Here is a 17,547-nt window from a genome sequence, read left to right as displayed (position 1 = left end):
TGAATAATGATGGTTATGTAAGAGTTTTGGATACGGGTGTTGCCAACCCTGATGATACTGATGGTGATGGTGTTCCTGATTTTTTAGACAATGATGATGATGGTGATTATTTTACTACTGCCAGCGAAATAAAGAATCCAGTAACTGGGGATCCTTATCCATTCGATCAGATACCAGTCTGTCCGACAGATAACAAAAAAGTATATTTGACCACGGCTTGTCATCCGTAATCATACTTTAATAAAATAAAAAATCCCGTTCCATTGGAACGGGATTTTTTATATAACTAAAGGAGAAATTATTTTCTCTTGATTACTTTTTCAACAGCTGCTACAATCGCTTGATTGTTTAGTTTGTATTTCTCCATCAGTTGTTCCGGAGTTCCGCTTTCGCCAAAACTATCATTTACGGCAACAAACTCTTGTGGTCTCGGATTGTTTAAAGCCAATACCCGGGCAACACTTTCGCCTAAACCACCAAGGAAATTATGCTCTTCAGCGGTTACCACACAACCGGTTTTAGCTACTGATTTTAAAATAGCTTCATCATCCAATGGCTTAATGGTGTGAATATTGATCACTTCTGCCGAAATACCTTTGGCTTCCAAAGCTTCTGCCGCAATTAATGCTTCCCAAACTAAATGCCCGGTAGCTATAATGGTTACATCGGTTCCTTCGTTTAACATAATGGCTTTGCCGATAACGAAAGGTTCATTTGCCGGAGTAAAGTTAGGTACTACCGGACGACCAAAACGCAAATAAGCAGGGCCATGATGATCGGCCAAAGCCATCGTTGCTGCTTTAGTTTGGTTGTAGTCACAAGTATTGATTACCGTCATTCCCGGTAACATTTTCATCAATCCGATGTCTTCCAAAATTTGGTGGGTTGCACCGTCTTCTCCAAGCGTTAAACCCGCATGCGAAGCACAAATCTTAACGTTTTTATCGGAGTAAGCTACCGACTGACGAATTTGGTCATAAACCCTCCCGGTAGAAAAATTGGCAAAAGTTCCTGTGAATGGAATTTTTCCTCCAATAGTCAAACCGGCAGCGATGCCAATCATGTTAGCCTCAGCAATTCCAATTTGGAAAAAGCGTTCCGGGTGGTTTTTTTTGAAATCGTCAAATTTCAATGAGCCAATCAAATCGGCACAAAGAGCTACTACGTTTTCATTCTTTTGTCCCAGTTCGGTCATTCCTGCACCGAAACCTGAACGGGTATCTTTACTTCCTGTATTTTCGTATTTTTTCATAATTCTAATAATCTCCTAAAGTTGCCGGATTTTGAGCCAATCCATTAGCTAATTGTTCATCGTTGGGTGCTTTACCATGCCAAGCATGCGTGTGCATCATAAAATCAACTCCGTGTCCCATTACCGTGTGTAATAATACACAAACCGGTTTTCCTTTGCCGGTTCTGCTTTTGGCTTCTTCCATGCCAGCGATAATAGCCTGGATGTTGTTTCCTTCTTTGATTTCTAATACATCCCAGTCAAAAGCTTCAAATTTGGCTTTCAAACTACCCATGTTCAAAACTTCATCCGTAGAACCGTCAATCTGTTGGCCATTATAGTCAATGGTTGAGATAAGATTGTCTACTTTTTTAGCAGAAGCATACATGATGGCTTCCCAGTTTTGTCCTTCCTGCAATTCGCCGTCACCATGTAAAGAATAGATGAGGTTGTTGTCCCCGTTTAACTTTTTAGCTTGAGCCGCACCAATTGCTACTGACATGCCTTGGCCCAAAGAACCCGAAGCAATTCGAACGCCCGGCAAACCTTCATTGGTGGTTGGATGTCCTTGCAAACGCGTGTTTAGCTTTCTGAAAGTAGCCAATTCCGAAACCGGAAAGTAACCACTTCTTGCCAAAACACTGTAGAAAACAGGAGAAATGTGACCGTTAGACAAGAAGAATAAATCTTCGCCTTTTCCGTTCATATCAAACCCCGGATTTCTTTTCATCATGTGTTGGTATAACACGGTGAAAAATTCAGTACAGCCTAAAGAACCACCCGGATGTCCCGAGTTTACAGCATGCACCATGCGAAGAATGTCTCTTCTTACTTGTGTTGAAAAATCTTCTAGTTGTTGAATGTTAGCCATTATAAGTAGTAAAAATTAATTGCCCCAAAAGTAATTCTAATTTTTCCGAAAGGCAAAAGTTTTATAAATTAGTTATTAAGGAGGTAACAATAAAAAAAACAACCCCAATAAAAGTACTGAGGTTGAGGGCGTGGTATTTAGATAAAACAAAAAATGATTTATAAAGCAACTTGCGTTACTCTGCTTTATGGGCTTCCATGTCTATTTCAATTAACTGGCCTTCTAAAGCCAAACTCTTTTTCTACTTTAGGGCGCAATATAAAATAGTCCGGTTTCTCAGAGTATTTTGTTTGACAGCATTCTTTTATTTCTTTGCCTGATTGATGACAACTGATAACCACTAACGCGATTGAGATGAAAAATTGTAAAGATTTTTTTTATGTGTTTTGTAGTTCATTACATTCAAATGTAAGTATTTTTTTTGAAAAAGTCACTTAAAAACTTACAATAAATTTCTACTGTAATTCTGTTAAATAAAATCATAACTCCTAAGGCATAACTCATAATTCTTTTATCTTTGCCGACTGTAAAAAGAGAAGAATGAAATTTGACTTACTTGCGAATGACCCCAACTCAAAAGCCCGTGCCGGTAGTATTACTACGGATCATGGTGTGATTGAAACCCCAATATTTATGCCCGTTGGCACCGTTGCTTCGGTAAAAGGAGTGCACCAACGCGAATTAAAAGAAGAAATAAATCCCGATATCATTCTGGGAAATACTTACCATTTATACTTGCGCCCACAAACCGAAATTCTGGAAAAAGCCGGAGGGTTGCACAAGTTCATGAACTGGGATCGAAACATACTGACCGATAGTGGCGGCTACCAAGTGTATTCCCTTTCGGCCAACCGAAAAATAAAGGAAGAAGGCGTAAAGTTCAAATCACATATCGATGGCTCGTACCATGTATTCACGCCCGAAAATGTGATGGAAATTCAGCGTACCATTGGTGCCGATATCATCATGGCGTTTGACGAATGTACGCCGTATCCGTGTGATTATCGCTATGCCCAAAAATCAATGAAGATGACGCATCGTTGGTTGGATCGTTGCATCAATCATTTGGAAAAAGTGCCAACAAAGTATGGGTATGACCAAACCTTTTTTCCAATCGTTCAGGGAAGTACTTATAAAGATTTACGTCAGCAATCAGCCGAATATATTGCCAATGCAGGTGCTCAGGGAAATGCCATCGGCGGATTATCCGTTGGGGAACCGGCAGAAGAAATGTATGCTATGACCGAAGTGGTGTGTGATATTTTGCCACAAGACAAGCCTCGTTATTTAATGGGAGTAGGAACTCCTATTAATATTTTGGAAAACATCGCCCTGGGTATTGATATGTTCGATTGTGTAATGCCAACGCGTAACGCCCGTAACGGAATGTTGTTTACCGCCAATGGTACCATCAACATCAAAAACAAAAAATGGGAAGCCGACTTTTCGCCGGTAGATGAAATGGGACACACTTTTGTAGATACCGAATATACCAAAGCCTATTTACGCCATTTATTTGCAGCCAATGAATACCTTGGCAAACAAATTGCGACCATTCACAACTTAGGTTTTTATATGTGGTTGGTTCGTGAAGCAAGAAAACATATCTTAGCGGGAGATTTCAGAACTTGGAAAGACACGATGGTGAAACAAATGAGCCAACGATTATAAGGCATGCTAAAAATTATTGACAAATACATCCTCAAGCGTTACCTGGCTACTTTTTCGGTCATGCTACTGCTTTTTATTCCAATCGGAATTGTGATTGATGTATCGGAAAAAGTCAATAAAATGATTGAGAACAAAGTTCCTTTCAAAGAAATTGCCATCTACTATTTTTATTTTACGATTCATTTCGCCAACTTTTTATTCCCGATTTTTCTGTTTCTGTCCATCATTTGGTTTACCTCCAAATTGGCCAACAATACGGAGATTATTGCCATACTGAGTTCCGGAATTTCCTTTAGTCGCTTTATGCGGCCCTACATTATCGGTGCAACCATTGTTTCTGTTTTTGCTTTGATTATGGGAATATTTTTGGCACCCAAAGCCAATGATGTCTATAATAATTTCAGATACACTTATCTTATTGGTGGTGGCCGGGAAGAAATGCGCGACAACTCGGATGTGTTTCGCCAAATCAGTAAAGACGAATATATTTTTGTGAGCAATTTTAGCGATGTTTCCAAAATGGCTTTCAATTTTTCGATGGAGAAATTCAAAGACGACAAACTGGAATACAAGTTGACCGCCAGCAGAATTCAATGGAACGAAAAAAAGAAAAACTATACACTCTACAATTACAATAAAAGAAAAGTGGGGCCTTTAGGGGATATCATCGAATCGGGCGAAAAGAAAGATACAGTTTTCCATTTCGATCTGGAAGATTTAACACCGGTAGTGTACATAGCTGAAACGTTGCAGTTAAAGGATTTAAATAAATTCATAGACAAAGAAAAAGCCCGTGGTTCCTCGAATATCAATGTGTATTTGGTGGTGTTGTACAAAAAATACAGCATTCCGGTTTCGGCTTTTATTTTAACGATTATTGCTGTAGCAGTGTCGTCGATGAAGCGTCGTGGCGGAATGGGAGCCAACCTGGCCATCGGAATTACCTTGGCATTTACCTTTGTGTTTTTCGACAAAATTTTTGGCGTGCTAGCCGAAAAATCTACCATGCCGCCCATCATAGCGGTTTGGATACCGAATATTATTTTTGGAATTTTAGCCATTTACCTGCTCCGAAATGCCAAGCGATAATGTAAAAAGTTATTTGCATCTCCATTTAATCGTTTTCATTTGGGGATTTACCGCCGTGCTTGGGGCATTAATTACACTAGACGCTTTACCATTAGTTTGGTTCCGAATGTTATTCGCCGTTGGATTTATCGCCATCTATATTTACTTCAAAAAACTACCTTTAAAAGTCTCCAGGAAAGCCTTGCTCCAGTTTCTGTTCTCCGGATTAATTATAGCTCTGCATTGGTTTACTTTTTTCCATGCCATCAAAATTTCCAATGTTTCCATTACGTTGGCGTGTCTTTCTACCGGCGCTTTATTTGCTTCATTGCTGGAGCCAATTTTATACGGAAAAAAAATAGTTTTCTACGAAGTGTTTTTTGGATTGCTGGTCGTAGTTGGACTGTATATTATTTTTAATGTAGAAGGCAATTATGTTTGGGGCATGGCCACTGCGCTGACTTCTGCCTTTCTTTCGGCTTTGTTTGCCGTGATTAACAGCAGGTTAGTTAAATCTCATGACGCAACTGTTATTTCGTTTTACGAACTGAGTGGCGGCGTGATCTTTTTTACTTTTCTATTGTTGTTTACCCATAGTTTTTCGACCACATTTTTTCAGCTTTCTGCCAAAAACTTCATGTATTTGATGATTTTGAGTTCGGTTTGTACTGCTTATGCCTTTATCGCATCCACTTCGGTCATGAAGTTTTTGAGTCCGTATACAGTAATGTTAACCATCAATTTGGAACCTATTTACGGAATTATTTTGGCCGTGATTGTCTTTGAAGAAAAAGAAAAAATGAGCTTGGAATTCTACATCGGAGCCGTTATCATCTTAGCCACAGTACTTTTAAATGCCCTTATTAAAAGCCGAAAACGGAGATTAAATTAAAGTTAGATTTCGGTTAATTTTATTTAAAACTAATCTTCAAAAAGTGCTTTTTATCACAATATAAAATTTTATATTTGCTGTTCGATTAAACAAAACTAACAACCCTATGGAATATTTAGATTTTGAACTTCCTATCAAAGAATTAGAAGAACAACTCGATAAATGCCAGTTAATTGGTGCCGAATCTAATGTTGATGTCACGGCTACCTGCAAACAAATTGAAAAAAAATTAGAGGAAACCAAACGTAAAATCTACAAAAATTTGACCGCTTGGCAACGTGTACAACTGTCACGTCATCCTAACCGTCCTTATACTTTAGAGCATATTACCAACCTAACCAAAGGCACTTTCTTAGAAATGTTTGGCGACAGAAATTTCAAAGATGACAAAGCCATGGTAGGCGGTTTGGGTAAAATTGACGGGCAATCGTTCATGCTTATCGGGCAGCAAAAAGGAATCAATACCAAAATGCGTCAGTTGCGTAATTTCGGTATGGCAAGTCCGGAAGGCTACAGAAAAGCATTGCGTTTGATGAAAATGGCAGAAAAATTCAATGTTCCTGTAGTAACCTTAATCGACACACCGGGAGCCTTTCCTGGTTTAGAAGCCGAAGAAAGAGGTCAAGGAGAAGCCATTGCCAGAAACATTTTAGAGATGGTGCGTTTAAAAGTGCCAATCATTTGTGTTATTATTGGTGAAGGTGCTTCAGGAGGAGCCTTAGGAATTGGTGTAGGCGATAGAGTATTGATGATGGAAAACACTTGGTATTCCGTTATTTCTCCGGAGTCTTGTTCGTCTATCTTATGGAAAAGCTGGGAATACAAAGAACAAGCTGCCGAAGCCTTGAAATTGACTTCTTCCGATATGAAAAAAATGAAATTGGTAGATGATGTTATTCCGGAACCTCTTGGTGGAGCTCATTACGATAAAGAAACGACATTCAAAACCGTAGAGCAATATATTATGAAAGCATTCAATGAGCTGAAAGATTTATCAACAGAAGAATTAGTGGCGCAAAGGATGGATAAATACAGCAAAATGGGCGAATACAAAGAGTAATTACTTACAAAAAATATCTTAATCCGAAGCCCTTTGGTTTCGGATTTTTTTTTGGTTGTTAACAAAAAACACAAACTTATAAACAATAATTTTGGATAACTCAAATCCAATACTTTATAGAAAATAGCTACTTTCGTCTCATGGAAAACCTCAGAAATATTAACCCTATTAAGGTAGATAAAACTACCATCATCAACTTAGAAAAAGGAAAACTCCCGCCACAAGCCATGGATTTGGAAGAAGCGGTGTTGGGCGCCATGATGATTGACAAAAAAGGGGTAGATGAGGTGATTGATATTTTACAGCCTGATGCTTTTTACAAAGATGGCCACAAGCATATTTTTGAAGCGATTTTTCAGTTATTCACCGATTCTCAGCCGATTGACTTATTAACCGTTTCGGCACAGTTAAAAAAAAGCGGAAAGTTAGATTTAGCCGGCGGTGATTTTTACTTAATTCAGCTGACGCAAAAGATTTCTTCTTCGGCGCATATTGAGTTTCACTCGAGAATTATTCTTCAGAAATACATTCAACGCAGCTTAATCAAAATCTCTTCCGAAATCATTGAAGAATCCTATGACGAATCAACCGATGTATTCGATTTACTTGATAAAGCCGAATCCAAATTATACGAAGTAACGCAAGGCAACATCAAACGTAGCTCGGAAACAGCACAAAGTTTGGTTATTCAAGCCAAAAAACGAATCGAAGAAATTGCCAATAAAGAAGGGTTGAGCGGAATTGCTACCGGTTTCGAAAAGCTAGACAAAATAACTTCCGGCTGGCAACCTTCCGATTTGATTATCATTGCGGCCCGTCCGGGTATGGGTAAAACCGCTTTCGTATTATCGATGGCGCGCAACATGGCGATTGACTTTGGGCATCCGGTAGCGTTGTTCTCTCTGGAGATGTCTTCGGTACAGTTAATCACCCGTTTAATTTCTTCGGAAACCGGATTGTCTTCCGAAAAACTGAGAACCGGAAAATTAGAAAAACACGAATGGGAACAACTTTCTACCAAAGTAAAAGATTTGGAAAAAGCCCCTTTATATATTGACGATACGCCATCGCTTTCCATCTTCGATTTAAGAGCCAAAGCGAGACGTTTGTCATCCCAACACGGGATTAAGTTAATCATCGTCGATTACCTTCAGTTGATGACCGCAGGAGGCAGTAATGGCAAAGGTGGCGGAAACCGTGAACAGGAAATTTCTACCATCTCGAGAAACTTAAAAGCATTAGCTAAAGAACTAGAAGTTCCGGTAATTGCGTTATCACAGTTATCGCGTGCGGTGGAAACGCGTGGTTCGAGCAAAAGACCATTGCTTTCCGATTTGCGTGAATCGGGAGCGATTGAGCAGGATGCCGATATCGTATCGTTCATCTACCGTCCGGAATATTACAAAATTGACGAATGGGATGACGATGAGCAAACACCAACAGCGGGACAAGCGGAATTCATCATTGCCAAACACCGTAATGGTTCGTTGGAAAACATCCGATTGAAATTCATCGGAAACCTTGGTAAATTTGACAACTTGGAAGAATACGGCAGTGCGTTTGACGATTTGCCATCCAAAATGAACCACGATGACAATCCGTTTATGACCAAGAATTTGCCGTCACCCAATGAAGCTTTTGGCAGCAACATTAACAGAGATGACGACGACAGCGACGTTCCGTTTTAAAAAATATAATCCTAAGCAATGCTTAGGATTTTTTTATGTTTTTCTTCACATTAAAACCGCTATTTTTGATAATAAATAAAAAGTACCTGACTGCCACTGGCAGTCCTCCTTTTAATTTCAAATATGTTTTTCTTCACAGTAAATCTGTTATCTTTGGTTTGTAATTTTTAGTAAAAATGTTTAAAAAGTCACTCTATATTTTCCTTTTGTTGATTTCCTTTTCCATCAGAGCCAACTTTATTTTGTTGCCTATGGATGAAACCACCCAAAAGAATCACCTCAAAGCTTATGGGATTACTTATTGGGCTTTAGACAAGCATTACAAAGCCAGTTGGCTGTTGAATTACCGTGGTGGCTCTTTCCTGTTACCCGATGCCCCCGAGATTCGAAAAGAATGCCAGATTCGCGGTGTGAGTTTTGAAATTTTATCCGATGCAGAAGAAGCATCAATTCTTGCTGATATCTCCAGTCCGTCCCAAAATATGGAAACGGTAGTTTTGGAAAAAGCACCCAAAATTGCGGTGTATTCACCACCCGGAAAACAACCTTGGGATGATGCTGTAACAATGGTTTTGACCTATGCCGAGATTCCTTTTAAAGTAGTGTATGATGAAGAAGTGCTTAGTGATCAGTTGCTTTTATACGATTGGCTACACTTGCATCACGAAGATTTCACCGGGCAATACGGTAAATTTTATGGAGCTTATAGAAACGCACCTTGGTATATCGAACAAAAGAAAGATGCGGAAGCCTTGGCAGCCAAATTAGGTTTTGCCAAAGTTTCTCAGGAGAAATTGGCTGTAGCCAAAAAAATACGAGATTTCGTTATTGGCGGTGGCTTTATGTTTGCGATGTGTTCGGCGACGGATAGTTTTGATATTGCGCTATCGGCTGAAGGTGCGGATATTTGTGAACCAATGTTTGACGGTGATGGAAGCGACCCGAATTACCAATCTAAAATTGACTATTCTAAAACTTTTGCTTTCAAAGATTTTATTTTAGACCGAAGACCGGAGCACTATGAGTTTTCGGATATCGATATGACGGAAAAGCGTCAGATTCCGTTTGAAAAAGATTATTTCACTTTGATGGAATTCTCGGCCAAATGGGATGTGATTCCAAGTATGTTGTGCCAAAATCATACCCAATTGATAAAAGGCTTTATGGGGCAAACCACTGCTTTTGATCCTACTTTGATAAAATCAAACGTTTTGATTTTAGGAAAAAATGAATTAAATGACGAAGCACGGTACATCCACGGTCAAAAAGGAAAAGGCTTCTTTACCTTCTATGGCGGCCATGATCCAGAGGATTACCAGCATAGAGTAGGAGATGAACCCACGGTTTTAGATTTGCATCCCAATTCACCGGGTTTCCGATTGATTTTGAACAATGTTTTATTCCCGGCAGCGAGAAAGAAACCTCAGAAAACGTAATAAAAAAATCCCAAATATTTGTTTGGGATTTTTTGTTTTTAGCCCCGATAGGAGCGAGCTACCATGTAGCGCGGATAGCGGGAATAGCTCCAAAAACTATTTGTTATTGTCAATAATATAATTCAAAACCTTGGTCATCAAATGTACTCGGTCTTTGCCAATCACATTGTGCTTGTGCATTGGATACGCAAAGAAATCCACTTGTTTTTGCGCTTCGACAAATTTCTTGATCAGCATGAAATTGTTTTGCATCACCACTACATCATCACTCGTTCCGTGGATTAAAAGTAATTTTCCTTTTAGGTTTTTGACATAATTCAAAGTACTGGCTTCGTCAAATCCTTTCTGATTTTCAGCTGGTGTATCCATATAGCGCTCGCCATACATGATTTCGTAGTATTTCCAATCGGTTACCGGTCCGCCGGCAACGGCAACTTTAAAGACATCCGGTTTTCTAAGCATTAATGAAGTGGTCATAAAGCCACCAAAACTCCAACCGTGAACCGCTAAACGGTTAGCATCTACATAAGGCAGTGATTTTAAATAATCAACACCTTTCATTTGGTCTTCCATTTCGTTAACTCCTAATCTGCCGTGAACCACACTTTCAAAGGCAAAGCCTCTATTGTCTGAGCCGCGATTGTCAACCGTAAACACTAAATAGCCTTGTTCTGCCATCCAGTACATCCAAAGATTGGCGCCGTCTAAATAGGAATTGGTAATCATTTGTGCGTGAGGCCCACCATAAACATAAACCATAACCGGATATTTTTTCGCTGGATCAAAATCACTTGGTTTGATTAATCGGGTGTATAAATCGGTGGTGCCGTCGGCGGCTTTTATCGTTTTGATTTCGGCTGTTCCCATTACGTAGCCATCGTATTTGTTTTTACTTACCAAAAGGGTTGTTGCTTTCAAATTCTTGTCATACAACAATGATTTGGAAGGTGTAGTATGATTCGAAAATTCATCAAAATACCAATTTCCATCGGTTGAAATGGAAACGGCATGAACGCCTTGGTCTTTGGTAATCAGAGTTTGTTTGCCTTTTAAATCAACTTTATAGGCTAACATATTGGTTGGGTTTTCTCCGGTGGCTGTGAAATAGATTTCGCTTCCCGTCGGATTTGCTCCTAAGATGTCCCGCGTCGGGAATTTATTCGAAGTCAATTGCTTGATTAATTTTCCGTCAATAGTATAGTAGTAAAGGTTTTTGAAACCGTCTTTTTCGCTAAACCACACGAAGTTATTTGATTTCGGATTAGGGAAAAAGGCAGCGTGTTCCGGTTCTACCCAATTGTCATTTTTCTCATTTAAAATAGTTCTGACGAAAGCGCCGGTAGCCGCATCATATACATTCAAATTCATGTCGTTTTGCCCACGATTCAGCTCCGCAATCAACACATATTTCTCATCTGGAGACCAGGAAAGATTGGTTAAATAGTCATCTGAGTTGCCTCTTGGTGCAATGAACACCGTTTTTTTGGTAGCCAAATTGTAAATTCCGACTCTTGGTTTTTCTGATTTTTGACCAATCATTGGGTATTTGATGTTAACCAATTTGCCAGGGATTTCATTGATGTCTAATAAAGGATAATCCGCTACTTCGGTTTGGTCTTTTTGGTAGAAGGCCAAATAAGATGATTTTGGCGACCAAAAAATCCCGCCTTTAATACCAAATTCATTGCGGGCAATAAAATCGCCGGAAACAATGGCTTCATTGGTTTCGTTGGTTACGGTAACTTTTTCTTTGTTGCTGTTGTAGAAATACAAATTGTTCTTTTCAGTAAAGGCTAAATTGCTTTTGGTTTTATCAAAAGTCAGATTTTCGTTTGCCTCCGTGGTTTCCTGAATCGTTGAGCCAATTTTTGTAGCAAGAGAATAACGATAATACTTCCCGCTATCGGAGATTAAAAGGGTTTGACTGTCTATCCATTCAACACCGGTAAAGCTTTTCAGTTTGGTTCCCAATGATTTGTTGACATCCACCAAAGTAACGAGCTCAGTTGCTTTAGTGTCTTTGGTATTGGCCGATACCATTTTGGTAAAGGTATCGGTGTAATAAACGTATTGGTTGGTGTTAGGAATCCATTGAAACCCTTGCAGTTTATCCGCTTTGAAGGCTTTGTTTTGCTGTAGTACAGCGTCATCTAAGGTGATTTTTTTTAGCTGTGCCTGAGTGGTAACGGCAATAAATAAGCTAAAGAAAAGGATAATCTTTTTGTTCATAGGTAAAATTTGTTTGTTGTGGTAAATGTATAAAAAGAAACCGTCCGTTTGCGACTATATGTCGGGGTTAATGCTACTTTGTTACAGTCTTTTTCGATAGTCAGCTTTTGCTTTTTTTTGTTTGAAATAATATACAACCAAAAGCGATAAAGTGAAAAACAGGATGATGAAAATCCATTTTAGGAGAGTGGTTAGTAAGCTCATAGCATTATTTTTGGGTGCAAATATCGTTGATGATTTTTAAATGGTGTTTAGTGTGCAGAATTAAGAACTTTTCAGTAGATTTTTTGTTGACATCGCCAAAATAGGGATGCGCAAAATAAGCATTGTTGTCCAATGTGTCCCAATCCAATAAAGAAGCCCGCACATTTTCCAAACTATCGTGAAGTGATTTGATTGTTATAGTGCCTTCTGGTCTGACTATTTTTGGTGCTTTGCCTCTGCCTCTGGGTATGAAGTTGATGGTGTAAACCAGGAATTTATTAAAATTGAATTTCCATTTATAATTCGCCGGATTGGAGTTTTTGGTTGCTTTCACTACTTCCAGGATGGTTTTCAAACTGTGTTCTATTTGCCAACCTATAGTAGCATTTGAAACGCAAAGATTTGTCTTTTCGTGTAAAGAAATTTTAGATTCCAGTGTGTTTAGTAATTGATTAAGCTGTGTCATCTCAATAAGATTGTGCTTTGCTAATGTATGAAAATTAAAAACCCTTTCAAAGCTGAAAGGGTTTGTTTGTTCTGGAATTAATCGTCGTGTTTTTTATGTTTTTTGCCATGTCCGTGACCATGTCCATGTCCGTAATCATGATCGTCATCTTCATCTTCATCATCATCGTGATAGTGTCTGCCATTACAGTATTGTCTATATTCTACCACATGCACATCGTTATAACGGTATGGATCATTTCCTCCATAGCTTAACTGAATCTGGGCAGCTCCCCCAAGATTAACCCCTATAAAAATACTTGGCAACGTAGCGCTCACTGACCAATGACCTCCGTCAAGATACAAATAGGAACGTCGATTGGTGTCGTAATACATATTGTATTGTGGAAAATAAATATGTCTGGTTTTAGCACGGTACCCATGAGCAGGAGCCCAGGGTGGTGGACCTTGTGCAGAGGTTACTTCGGGAATTATCAGGAGCAAAAAGGTAGCTATAACAGATATTTTTACTAGAGTTTTCATAACTATAAAATTTAAATTAGTACTCAGTTTCTATTTCTATTAATACACTAGGCAATAAATGTGCCAAAACTATTTTTGGTTTGTTAAGCATTTAAAAAAAAATCCCCAAAAGCCTAAACAATTGGGGATTTGGGTTGCTTTTTCAGCTATTGATTTTTACACGTTTCCGTCTTCATTTTCTTTATCTAAGTACTCTTGAACAATATCAATTGCATTAGTCACTACATCACTAAGAGCGGTAATAAAGGTACCTTCCTGTGCACTGTTAATGGCATGCTTGATCGCTTCGGTTTCTTTGGAGATGATTTCGTGGGTAATCGTTTTTCCGGAAGCGGCAATCCCTTCCATGATTAAGCCGATGATTTCTTCTTCGGTTCTGCCACGCAAGTATTTCTCCTGGCGGATGATGATATGATCAAACATACGCGCTGCAATAGTAGCACATTCTCTGATGTCTTCGTCACGACGATCACCAACACCGGCTATGATTCCGATTTTCTTTGTAGCTTCAACAGAAGACAAATACTCTTCCACGCCTTTGTATCCTGATGGGTTGTGGGCAAAGTCAATCAGTACTTTGAATTTTTTGAACTCAAAAATATTCATTCTTCCCGGAGTTTGTGCGGCACTCGGAATGAACGTTTGCAAGGACAAACTAATGTCTTCGGTTTTGAATCCTTGTAAATAAGCGGCCAAAGTAGCTGCGAGCACATTAGCAATCATGAATTTGGCTTTACCACCAAGCGTCAAAGGCACATGCGTAGCGCGTTCCACTCTGATTTTCCATTCGCCTTTTTTGATGGTGATGTATCCGTTTTCATAAACCGCTACTATCTTGCCTTCTTTGGCAAATTGTTGTATCGTTGGATTGTTTTCGTCCATGCTGAAATAAGCGACGTTGCAACTTAACTCATTGGCAATCTTCAAGCATTGGTCATCTTCGGCATTCAAAATCGCCCAACCGTCTTTTTTAACAGAGCGAACCACCGTTGCTTTTACTCTAGCTAAATCATCTAAAGTGTGAATGTCACTCAAGCCCAAATGATCTTCCTGAATATTAGTAATAATGGCAATATCACAACGACTGAAACCCAAACCGGAGCGAAGAATTCCGCCACGAGCAGTTTCCAGTACGGCAAATTCTACCGTTGGATCTTTCAAAATATATTCGGCAGAAACCGGTCCGGTTGTATCGCCTTTTTCCATCATGTGGTTTTGCACATAAATACCGTCTGAAGTGGTGAAACCTACTTTATAGCCGTTATTTTTTACAATGTGTGCCAGCAATCGGGTAGTGGTGGTTTTTCCGTTGGTTCCGGTTACCGCAATAATCGGGATGCGACTAGGTTTTCCTGGAGGATAGAGCATGTCAATAACCGGTGCGGCTACGTTTCTTGGTAAACCTTCACTCGGCGCTAAGTGCATACGGAAACCTGGCGCTGCGTTTACTTCTAGAATACAACCACCGTTTTCTTTTAATGGTTGCGTTAGGTTTTCGGCCATGATATCCACACCGCAAATGTCTAAGCCAATTACTCGGGATATACGCTCACAAAGGAAAATATTTTCCGGGTGCATCATATCGGTTACATCAACAGAAGTTCCTCCTGTACTAAGGTTAGCAGTTGATTTCAGGTAAACGATTTCACCGTTCTTAGGCACTGAATCTACTGTGTAGTTTAGTTTTTCTAATAAGTCTAAGGTATCTCTATCTACGTCAATTTCGGTCAATACATTTTCATGTCCGTAACCACGACGCGGGTCTTTATTGGTTTCGGTAATCAGAGCTTGGATGCTGTCTTTTCCGTTACCCACCACGTGAGCCGGAACTCTTTTGGCGGCAGCGACCAATTTGTTATCGATAATCAATACTCTAAAATCAAAGCCGGTAATGAACTTTTCAACGATGACCCTGTGACTGTATTTTTTAGCATAGGCTAAACCGGAAACCGCATCTTCCCACGTTACCACGTTGATGGAAGCTCCTTTTCCGTGATTACCGTCTAACGGTTTAATTACTATTGGATAGCCAATTTTTTTAACGGTAATTTCTAAATCTTCTTCATCCACACAAATGCCACCATTGGCTACCGGAATGGATGCCAAGTCGAGCATTCGTTTGGTTTGTTCTTTATTGCAGGCAATATCTACAGCAATACTACTGGTTTTACAGGTAATCGTAGCCTGAAAACGCATTTGGTTAATTCCGTATCCTAATTGTACTAAGGAATTGGTTCCCAAACGAATCCACGGAATATCACGGGCGACGGCTTCATCAACGATACTTCCTGTAGAAGGACCGAGACGCACGCGCTCGCGAATTTCACGCATTTTTTGAATATCACCTTCTACATCGTATTCCGTTCCGGCTATTAAAGCTTCGGCTATGGCTACGGCGCTTTCGGCGGCAAACATCCCAACGTTTTCTTCGGTGTAGCTGAAAACTACATTATAGATTCCGGGTGTTTTGGTTTCCCGGGTTCTTCCGAAACCGGTTTCCATGCCGGCCAGCGTTTGAATTTCTAAAGCGATGTGTTCGATAACATGTCCCATCCAGGTGCCGCGTTCTATGCGGGAGAAAAATCCGCCACGTGTTCCTTCTGAACAACGGTGTTCTATCATGGTAGGAAACATGGCTTCTATGCGCTCGCGGAACCCTTCTATTTTGTTGGTCGGGGATTGTTCCATTTCCTCCAAATCCAATCGCATCTGGATTAGTTTTTTGCGTTGTACACTCCAAATATTCGGGCCGCGTAATGCTTGTATTTTTAGAATCTTCATAGTTAGGGATGGTTAATAATACTAAATGCTAATGATTTTGTTAAAAATAGGAAATATTTGTTTTCTACTGCCACTTTTTTTTGCAGAAAAGACAAAAAGATAGCGAAACGAAAGTTCTGTAATTAATTAGTGTTGATTTTCAGCTTTTTAGAATTTACTGATGCTAAAGACAAAACCTGTCTAGCCCCGATGGGAGTGGCTACCGTGTAGCGCGGACAGCGGGAAAAGGGATAACAAGGAAGCGCAAGCCGTTACGCTTCGGTAATAAAGTCAGCTATTTTTTGATACAAATCACCGCTGTGCATGCTGTGGCCGAGTCCGTTGGTCTCAATGTAAGTGGCATTTTTCCAGGTTTTGGCGTACTTTCGGCCTTCTTCGACGAGGATTACTTTGTCCTGTAAATCGTGTGCGATGATGGCTTTTTGGTGAAAGTTTTCGGCGAATAAATGACCGGCAAAATCATTGATGTGGATGTTGAATTTTTCGAGGTAATAATTCTCCAGCAAGGTTTGGATTTTGGTGTTCAGACTTAGCAGCTCAATAAAGTTGTCGCTTAGTTTTTTGAAACTGGAAGGTGCGCCAAGTAGGACAATTTTCTCGACATGGTCATTTTTGTATTTGTGCAGATAGTAAGTAATCGCCGCACCGCCAATGGAATGACCAATGAGGATTTTCGGATTGTATTTTTGTGCCAACACGTGAATGAATTCGGCGTATTTGGGTGCGTTGAATTCTTTGCCATCCGTCAAACCGTGAGCAGGCGCATCGATGGCGATGATGGTGTTGGGCAGTTTTTTGAGATAGGGCAGTATTTTTTTCCAACGGGAAGCATTGCTTTCCCAGCCGTGCACTAAGAGAATAATGTCTTGATTCCCTTGCCAAATGTAGGTTTGGAAATTTTCACCGTTAAATTGTAGTGTTTCCAGAGCAGCATGTTGCAATGTTTTGGGCATGGCTTCTTTTTTAAGCCTTCCTTTTCTGGGTTGACTAAAAAGTTGATATGCTATTTGCTTTGCCTTTTCGGCATTGATAAAACTGAGCAGGTTGAGGTATAAACCAACCGATTTGGTAATCAGGAAATATTGAATTTTCTTCATAAAAAAATCCCGAATGAATCGGGATTAAGATATTATAGGTGAGCAAATAATTTTTGCATTTTTTCTCTTTCTTCTTCGGCCAATGAAGCATCTACTAAGATTCTTCCTGAATGCTCATCGGTGATGATTTTTTTGCGGGCTGCAATTTCCACTTGTGTTTGCGGCGGAATCGTAAAGAACGAACCGGCAGAAGCGCCACGCTCGATAGATACTACTGCTAAACCGTTGCGCACGCTGGAACGGATTCTTTTGTAAGCAGTTAATAAACGTTCTTCGATTAAGGCTTCAAACTCGGCTGATTTTTCCATTAAGAAGTTTTCTTCTTTTTGAGT

Annotated in this window: 14 protein-coding genes and 1 pseudogene; 7 read left to right on the top strand and 8 right to left on the bottom strand. The window is 39.7% G+C overall.

The window, feature by feature from the left end:
• Positions 1-230: pseudogene (locus V7D82_RS11715) on the top strand (FKBP-type peptidyl-prolyl cis-trans isomerase); the annotation flags it as partial.
• 68 nt (positions 231-298) lie between these two features.
• Here V7D82_RS11715 and V7D82_RS11710 read toward each other — a convergent pair.
• Both V7D82_RS11710 and V7D82_RS11705 read right to left on the bottom strand, forming a co-directional pair.
• Entirely contained in the window at positions 299-1,252 is a 954-nt protein-coding gene (locus V7D82_RS11710; protein WP_333601166.1) for a transketolase family protein, read from the bottom strand.
• 4 nt (positions 1,253-1,256) lie between these two features.
• Complete coding sequence (locus V7D82_RS11705) at positions 1,257-2,102, bottom strand: transketolase (RefSeq protein WP_333601165.1); 846 nt, start codon at positions 2,100-2,102, stop codon at positions 1,257-1,259.
• Positions 2,103-2,642: 540 nt separating this feature from the next.
• On the opposite strand from V7D82_RS11705, the gene tgt reads away from it, so the two are divergent.
• The 6 genes from tgt to V7D82_RS11675 all read left to right on the top strand — a co-directional run bounded on the left by tgt (position 2,643) and on the right by V7D82_RS11675 (position 9,917).
• On the top strand, positions 2,643-3,773 hold the full coding sequence (gene tgt, locus V7D82_RS11700; RefSeq protein WP_333601164.1) for a tRNA guanosine(34) transglycosylase Tgt: 1,131 nt from the start codon (positions 2,643-2,645) through the stop codon (positions 3,771-3,773).
• A 3-nt stretch (positions 3,774-3,776) separates the two neighbouring features.
• Entirely contained in the window at positions 3,777-4,862 is a 1,086-nt protein-coding gene (locus V7D82_RS11695; protein WP_333601163.1) for an LptF/LptG family permease, read from the top strand.
• Positions 4,849-5,733, top strand: coding sequence for a DMT family transporter (locus V7D82_RS11690; RefSeq protein WP_333601162.1), 885 nt, complete (start codon positions 4,849-4,851; stop codon positions 5,731-5,733). The genes V7D82_RS11695 and V7D82_RS11690 overlap by 14 nt, the downstream gene beginning before the upstream one ends.
• 106 nt (positions 5,734-5,839) lie before the next feature.
• Positions 5,840-6,793 carry an acetyl-CoA carboxylase carboxyltransferase subunit alpha gene (locus tag V7D82_RS11685; protein WP_333601161.1) on the top strand — a complete coding sequence of 318 codons (954 nt, stop codon included), beginning with the start codon at positions 5,840-5,842 and terminating at the stop codon, positions 6,791-6,793.
• Positions 6,794-6,933: 140 nt separating this feature from the next.
• The gene (gene dnaB, locus V7D82_RS11680) at positions 6,934-8,481 is read left to right on the top strand and encodes a replicative DNA helicase (protein ID WP_333601160.1); all 1,548 of its coding nucleotides are present in this window, start codon (positions 6,934-6,936) and stop codon (positions 8,479-8,481) included.
• A gap of 176 nt (positions 8,482-8,657) precedes the next feature.
• Positions 8,658-9,917, top strand: coding sequence for an asparagine synthetase B (locus tag V7D82_RS11675; protein ID WP_333601159.1), 1,260 nt, complete (start codon positions 8,658-8,660; stop codon positions 9,915-9,917).
• A gap of 96 nt (positions 9,918-10,013) precedes the next feature.
• Here V7D82_RS11675 and V7D82_RS11670 read toward each other — a convergent pair whose 3' ends face one another.
• From V7D82_RS11670 to V7D82_RS11645, 6 genes are all read right to left on the bottom strand, one after another.
• Positions 10,014-12,146 carry a S9 family peptidase gene (locus tag V7D82_RS11670; protein ID WP_333601158.1) on the bottom strand — a complete coding sequence of 711 codons (2,133 nt, stop codon included), beginning with the start codon at positions 12,144-12,146 and terminating at the stop codon, positions 10,014-10,016.
• Between the two features lie 208 nt (positions 12,147-12,354).
• Positions 12,355-12,816 carry a DUF1569 domain-containing protein gene (locus V7D82_RS11665; RefSeq protein WP_333601157.1) on the bottom strand — a complete coding sequence of 154 codons (462 nt, stop codon included), beginning with the start codon at positions 12,814-12,816 and terminating at the stop codon, positions 12,355-12,357.
• A gap of 77 nt (positions 12,817-12,893) precedes the next feature.
• Positions 12,894-13,337, bottom strand: coding sequence for a hypothetical protein (locus tag V7D82_RS11660; protein ID WP_333601156.1), 444 nt, complete (start codon positions 13,335-13,337; stop codon positions 12,894-12,896).
• Positions 13,338-13,493: 156 nt separating this feature from the next.
• Positions 13,494-16,118, bottom strand: coding sequence for a cyanophycin synthetase (gene cphA, locus V7D82_RS11655; RefSeq protein ID WP_333601155.1), 2,625 nt, complete (start codon positions 16,116-16,118; stop codon positions 13,494-13,496).
• A 251-nt stretch (positions 16,119-16,369) separates the two neighbouring features.
• Positions 16,370-17,215, bottom strand: a complete 846-nt coding sequence (locus tag V7D82_RS11650) for an alpha/beta fold hydrolase (protein ID WP_333601154.1) — start codon at positions 17,213-17,215, stop codon at positions 16,370-16,372.
• Between the two features lie 32 nt (positions 17,216-17,247).
• Positions 17,248-17,547: zinc ribbon domain-containing protein (locus V7D82_RS11645; protein WP_333601153.1), on the bottom strand; the 300-nt coding region annotated here is incomplete at its 5' end.

This window comes from Flavobacterium sp. (assembly GCF_036741995.1).
Taxonomy (GTDB): domain Bacteria; phylum Bacteroidota; class Bacteroidia; order Flavobacteriales; family Flavobacteriaceae; genus Flavobacterium.
Note: the sequence above shows the minus strand (reverse complement) of the source record. Positions and strands in the feature narration are given on the sequence as shown.